Origin of the sequence: Parasphingopyxis sp. (assembly GCF_052168275.1) — a bacterium.
GTDB lineage: Bacteria > Pseudomonadota > Alphaproteobacteria > Sphingomonadales > Sphingomonadaceae > Parasphingopyxis.
Map to the genome: position 1 here is coordinate 1 of NZ_JBQLZM010000128.1, position 4,493 is coordinate 4,493.

The following is a 4,493-nucleotide window of genomic DNA, read 5'->3' on the forward strand; positions in this document are numbered from 1 at the left end:
TGCCCGAAACCACCATGCTGCACGTGATCGTCGACGATGCCGACGCCTATGCCAAACGGGCCAGGTCGAACGGCGTCACCGTGAACGGCCCGATGGATATGCACGGCGAGCGCATCTATTTCAGCGAAGCGCCCGGCGGGCTGCAGATTGCGGTGCTGTCGAAACTGTAGACGCTGCGGACAAATTCCGATTGCCCCGAACCGGTCTGAGGGCTGGCATCTTCTTGTCAGATTCGGCCGTCGATCGCGCGCGAGCGAAGTCCCGACCGGCTAAAGCGCCGCGATCACCGCGTCGCCGGCTTCCCGCGTCGTCGCGTTTCCGCCGAGATCGGCGGTGCGCAGGCCGGCCGCCAAGGCCTTGCCGACGGCGGCTTCGATCCGGTCCGCAGCGTCCGCTTGCCCCAGCGAATAGCGCAGCATCATCGCCGCCGAGAGGATCGTCGCGAGCGGGTTGGCCTTGCCCTGCCCGGCGATATCGGGCGCGGAGCCGTGGATCGGTTCGTACAGCCCTTTCCCGTCCCTATCGAGCGAGGCCGAGGGCAGCATGCCGATCGATCCCGCGCACATGCTGGCGAGATCCGAGAGGATATCGCCGAACAGGTTGCCGGTGACGATCGTGTCGAACTGACCGGGATCGCGCACCAGCTGCATCGCGGCATTGTCGACATAGAGATGGCTGAGCTCGACATCCGGATAGTCGGCCGACACCTCGATCACGACGTCGCGCCAGAGCTGCGAGGTTTCGAGCACATTGGCCTTGTCGACCGAGCAGAGCCTGCCGCGCCGCGCCCGCGCCGTCTCGAAGCCGGACCGGGCGATGCGGGCGATCTCCGCCTCGTCATAGGCCATGACGTCATAGCCCTGGCGCAGCCCCTCCTCGGTTGTCCGCATCCCCTTCTCGCCGAAATAGACGTCGCCGGTCAGTTCGCGGACGATCATCACATCGATGTCGCGCGCAATCTCCGGGCGCAGCGCCGAGGCGTCGGCCAGTTCGGGAAACAGATTGGCCGGCCGCAGATTGGCGAACAGACCGAGTTCCTTTCGCAGGCCGAGGATCGCCTGCTCCGGGCGCAGATGCCGCTCCAGCGCATCGCAATCGGGATCGCCGACCGCGCCGAACAGGATCGCATCCGCGCTTTTCGCAAGCGCCAGCGTCGCCTCGGGCAGCGGATGGCCGCTTTGCTTGTAGGCCGCGCCGCCGATCGGCGCTTCCTCGAACACCAGGCCGTCGATTTCCAGCGCATCGAGCACGCGCACGGCTTCGACCACAACTTCGGGTCCGATCCCGTCTCCGGGCAGCAGGGCGACCAGCATCTCGATGTCCTTCTCGTTCAGGCCGCACGCTTGAGGCGTTCGACGAGTCTTTCGCGTGCCGCCATTACATCATTGCGCCGCTCGTCCAACAGGTCTCTGCCGAGAAAATGGCCGGTCAGGCGGAAACCGTCGAAAATCGCGTCCCAATCGTCCATCGCCTCCGGAATTGCGATCTTCCCGGGATCGAGACCGAAACCGAGTTCGCGGAGGATCAGCACTTCGTAGCGCACGAGAGACGCCGCCCAGCGCCGCGCGCTCGGCGCCGCCTCGATCGCGCCCAGCACACCGTCGAGCGCCGCATGGACATGCGGATAGCGATGGCCTTCGGGCAGGACGGCGGCCGTCAGCGCGCAGGCCCATTCGATGGCGGCGGCCGCGAGCGGTTCGGCGTAAAGCCCGCTCCGGCTCGCCACCAGCTCCACGGTGAGCCCCGCCAGCTGCTCGTCGGTCCGTGCGCGGAATTCGGCCTCCACGATATTGCCCGGCAGCAGGATCGGGCGAATCCGGCGAGACCGCCCGCCGCGCACATAGCCGGCCACCAGCCCGTTGTCGGGCGTCATCAGGCGGGCGATGGCGCCATGTTCGCCATGTGGGCGAATGGCGCAGACAAGGGCGCGGGTGCGAAGGTGCATGGCGCGGGTCTAGTCGAAGCGGCGCGTCTGCAAAAGCCGTGGCCCGGCCCTAATAGTCGGGCCGGCGATCCTCATAGGCCATGTCGCTGAACCGGGTGAATTCGCGATCGAAGCGGAGCGTCACCGTGCCCGTCGCGCCATGGCGCTGCTTGGCGATAATGACCTGCGCCTGGCCCGAAATCTCGGCGTTCTTCAGCTCCCAGGCCGACCGTTTCTCGCGGTCCTCGGGCGAACTCTGCTCGCTGATCATCGGGGGTTCGGCGAAACCGTGATAATAGTCCTCGCGATAGATGAAGAGGACGATATCGGCGTCCTGCTCGATCGAGCCCGATTCGCGCAGGTCCGAGAGCTGCGGCTTCTTGTCCTCGCGCTGCTCGACCGCGCGGCTGAGCTGGGAGAGCGCGAGCACCGGCACTTCCAGTTCCTTGGCCAGCGTCTTCAGGCCGCGGCTGATCTCCGAAATCTCGTTGACGCGATTGTCGTTGGCCTTGCCCGAACCCTGGAGCAGCTGGAGATAGTCGACGACGATCATCGAGATGCCGCGCTGGCGCTTGAGCCGCCGCGCCCGCGTCCGCAGCGCCGCGATCGTAAGGCCCGGCGTATCGTCGATGAAAAAAGGCAGGCTTTCCAGTTCCGCCGCGGCGCGCGCGAGATTGCGGAACTCCTCTTGGCTGATCGCGCCTTTGCGGAGCTTTTCCGAACTGATCCGCGAGCGTTCGGACAGGATACGCGTCGCCAGCTGGTCGGCCGACATTTCGAGGCTGAAAAAGGCGACCGGCGCGCCGATCGATTCCTCGATCCCGTCCTCCTGGTCGCGCTGGTAGCGGAGCGCCGTTTCGAACGCGATATTGGTCGCCAGCGCCGTCTTGCCCATGCCGGGGCGCGCCGCGAGGATGATGAGGTCCGATTTGTGCAGCCCGCCGAAATGATGGTTGAGGCTCGAAAAGCCCGTCGTATAGCCCGACACGTTGCCGCCCGAATTCAGCGCCCGCTGAGCCATGGTGACGGCCTCGGCCGCGGCGGACGCGAAGGTCTTGGTCGAACCGCTCTCGCCGCCGGCTTCGGCCACCTTGTAGAGTTCGACCTCGGCTTCCTCGATCTGGCTCTTGGGATCGACCGAATCGCTGGTGTCGACGGCCTTCTCGACCATCTCGCGCCCGACGCCGATCAGCGCGCGGAGCAGCGCCAGCTCGTAGATCTGCGTCGCGAAATCGCGGGCGCCGATCAGCGCGACGCCGCTTTCGGTGATCTTCACCAGATAGCCGACCCCGCCCAGTTCCTTCAGACCCTCGTCGGCCTCGAACATGGGCTTCAGCGTCACCGGATTGGCGACCATGTTCTTATCGACGACCATCTTGATGATCGCCTGATAGATCCGGCCGTGCACGGGATCGAAGAAATGGTCCTCGCGCAGCATCCGCTGGACATCGTCGACCAGCCGGTTGTCGATCAGCAGCGCGCCGAGCAGCGCCGCCTCGGCCTCGACATTGTGCGGGAGCGCCGTGACGCCGTTTTCGTTGGCGCTGACGAGCTGGACGGGTTCTGCCATGCCCCCTTCTCGCGCGGATCGGCCTCCGCCTCAAGCCATCAACCTTGTGGATATGTCTGGGGACCGCAATCCACGCATTGATTTTATGCAACCCAAGCCCCTAAGCGGGGCCATGGCCGATCCGCGGATCATAGACGTCGAACTCGACGAGCACACGATCATCTGGCGCAATGCCGATATCGAGCAGGAGCGGCGCATAGCCATTTTCGACCTGCTGGAGGGCAATCATTTCGAGCCGGCCAGGGACTATCCGAACGGCTATGCGGGGCCGTACAGGCTGACGCTGCGCGTCGAGGAAGGCCGGCTGGCGCTCGATATCGCGGCGGAAAGCGGCGAACTGCTCGAGACGATCATCATCGGCCTTACGCGTTTCCGCCGGCCGATCCGCGAATATTTCGCGATCTGCGACAGCTATTTCCAGGCCATCCGCCAGGCGACGCCGCAGCAGATCGAGACCATCGACATGGCCCGCCGCGCGATCCACAACGATGCGGCCGAACTGCTCAAGGACAGGCTCGACGGCAAGATCGAGGTCGATTTCGACACGGCCCGCCGCCTGTTCACGCTGATCTGCGTCCTGCATATCAAGGGCTGAAATCCAGGAATTTCGAACCGGGGGAATGATGAAGGCGATCAAATGGGGGGCGTTCTGGCTGCTGCTTGCGGCGATCGCGGCGGCCGTGCTTTGGCAGGTGGCCATCCGCTGGCAGCCGGTGACCAGCCAGTATCCGGTCCAGGGTGTGACGATCGGCGCCGAACAGGGCGTCGTGCACTGGCCGACGCTGCGGGCGGCGGGCGCGGATTTCGCCTATGTCCACGCGACCCAAGGCGATACCGATCGCGATCCGGCTTTCGCCGATCACTGGCGCGCGGCGCATGACGCCGGTTTGCGGCACGGCGCGATCCATGTCTGGGAACTGTGCCGGCTGGCCGCGGACCAGGCGACGAACTTCATCGCCACGGTGCCCGACGACCCCGATGCCCTGCCGCCCGCAATCG

At 65.6% G+C, this 4,493-nt stretch carries 5 protein-coding genes; 2 read left to right on the plus strand and 3 right to left on the minus strand.

All coding sequences use genetic code 11. The features are described 5' to 3' along the window. Positions 1 to 269 precede the first annotated feature (269 nt). Genes leuB through ACTS1X_RS11595 form a run of 3 tightly spaced genes read right to left on the minus strand, consistent with a single transcriptional unit; the run spans position 270 to position 3,494 of the window. Positions 270 to 1,313, minus strand: coding sequence for a 3-isopropylmalate dehydrogenase (leuB, locus tag ACTS1X_RS11585; protein ID WP_442614553.1), 1,044 nt, complete (start codon positions 1,311 to 1,313; stop codon positions 270 to 272). 17 nt (positions 1,314 to 1,330) lie between these two features. After that, a complete protein-coding gene (gene recO, locus ACTS1X_RS11590) occupies positions 1,331 to 1,945 on the minus strand; it encodes a DNA repair protein RecO (RefSeq protein ID WP_442614554.1) in 615 nt (204 codons plus the stop codon). 49 nt (positions 1,946 to 1,994) lie between these two features. Next, on the minus strand, positions 1,995 to 3,494 hold the full coding sequence (locus tag ACTS1X_RS11595) for a replicative DNA helicase (RefSeq protein ID WP_442614555.1): 1,500 nt from the start codon (positions 3,492 to 3,494) through the stop codon (positions 1,995 to 1,997). A 112-nt stretch (positions 3,495 to 3,606) separates the two neighbouring features. On the opposite strand from ACTS1X_RS11595, the gene ACTS1X_RS11600 reads away from it, so the two are divergent. Together ACTS1X_RS11600 and ACTS1X_RS11605 are read left to right on the plus strand one after the other, a co-directional pair. Continuing rightward, entirely contained in the window at positions 3,607 to 4,089 is a 483-nt protein-coding gene (locus ACTS1X_RS11600) for a UPF0262 family protein (RefSeq protein ID WP_442614556.1), read from the plus strand. 25 nt (positions 4,090 to 4,114) lie between these two features. Further along, positions 4,115 to 4,493, plus strand: a 379-nt coding sequence (locus tag ACTS1X_RS11605; protein WP_442614557.1) for a GH25 family lysozyme, incomplete at its 3' end; no start/stop codon positions are given.

Coding starts and splice junctions, on each gene's coding strand:
- leuB (WP_442614553.1), bottom strand. CDS start 1,313: ATGCTGGTCGCCCTGCTGCCCGGAGACGGGATCGGACCCGAAGTTGTG.
- recO (WP_442614554.1), bottom strand. CDS start 1,945: ATGCACCTTCGCACCCGCGCCCTTGTCTGCGCCATTCGCCCACATGGC.
- ACTS1X_RS11595 (WP_442614555.1), bottom strand. CDS start 3,494: ATGGCAGAACCCGTCCAGCTCGTCAGCGCCAACGAAAACGGCGTCACG.
- ACTS1X_RS11600 (WP_442614556.1), top strand. CDS start 3,607: ATGGCCGATCCGCGGATCATAGACGTCGAACTCGACGAGCACACGATC.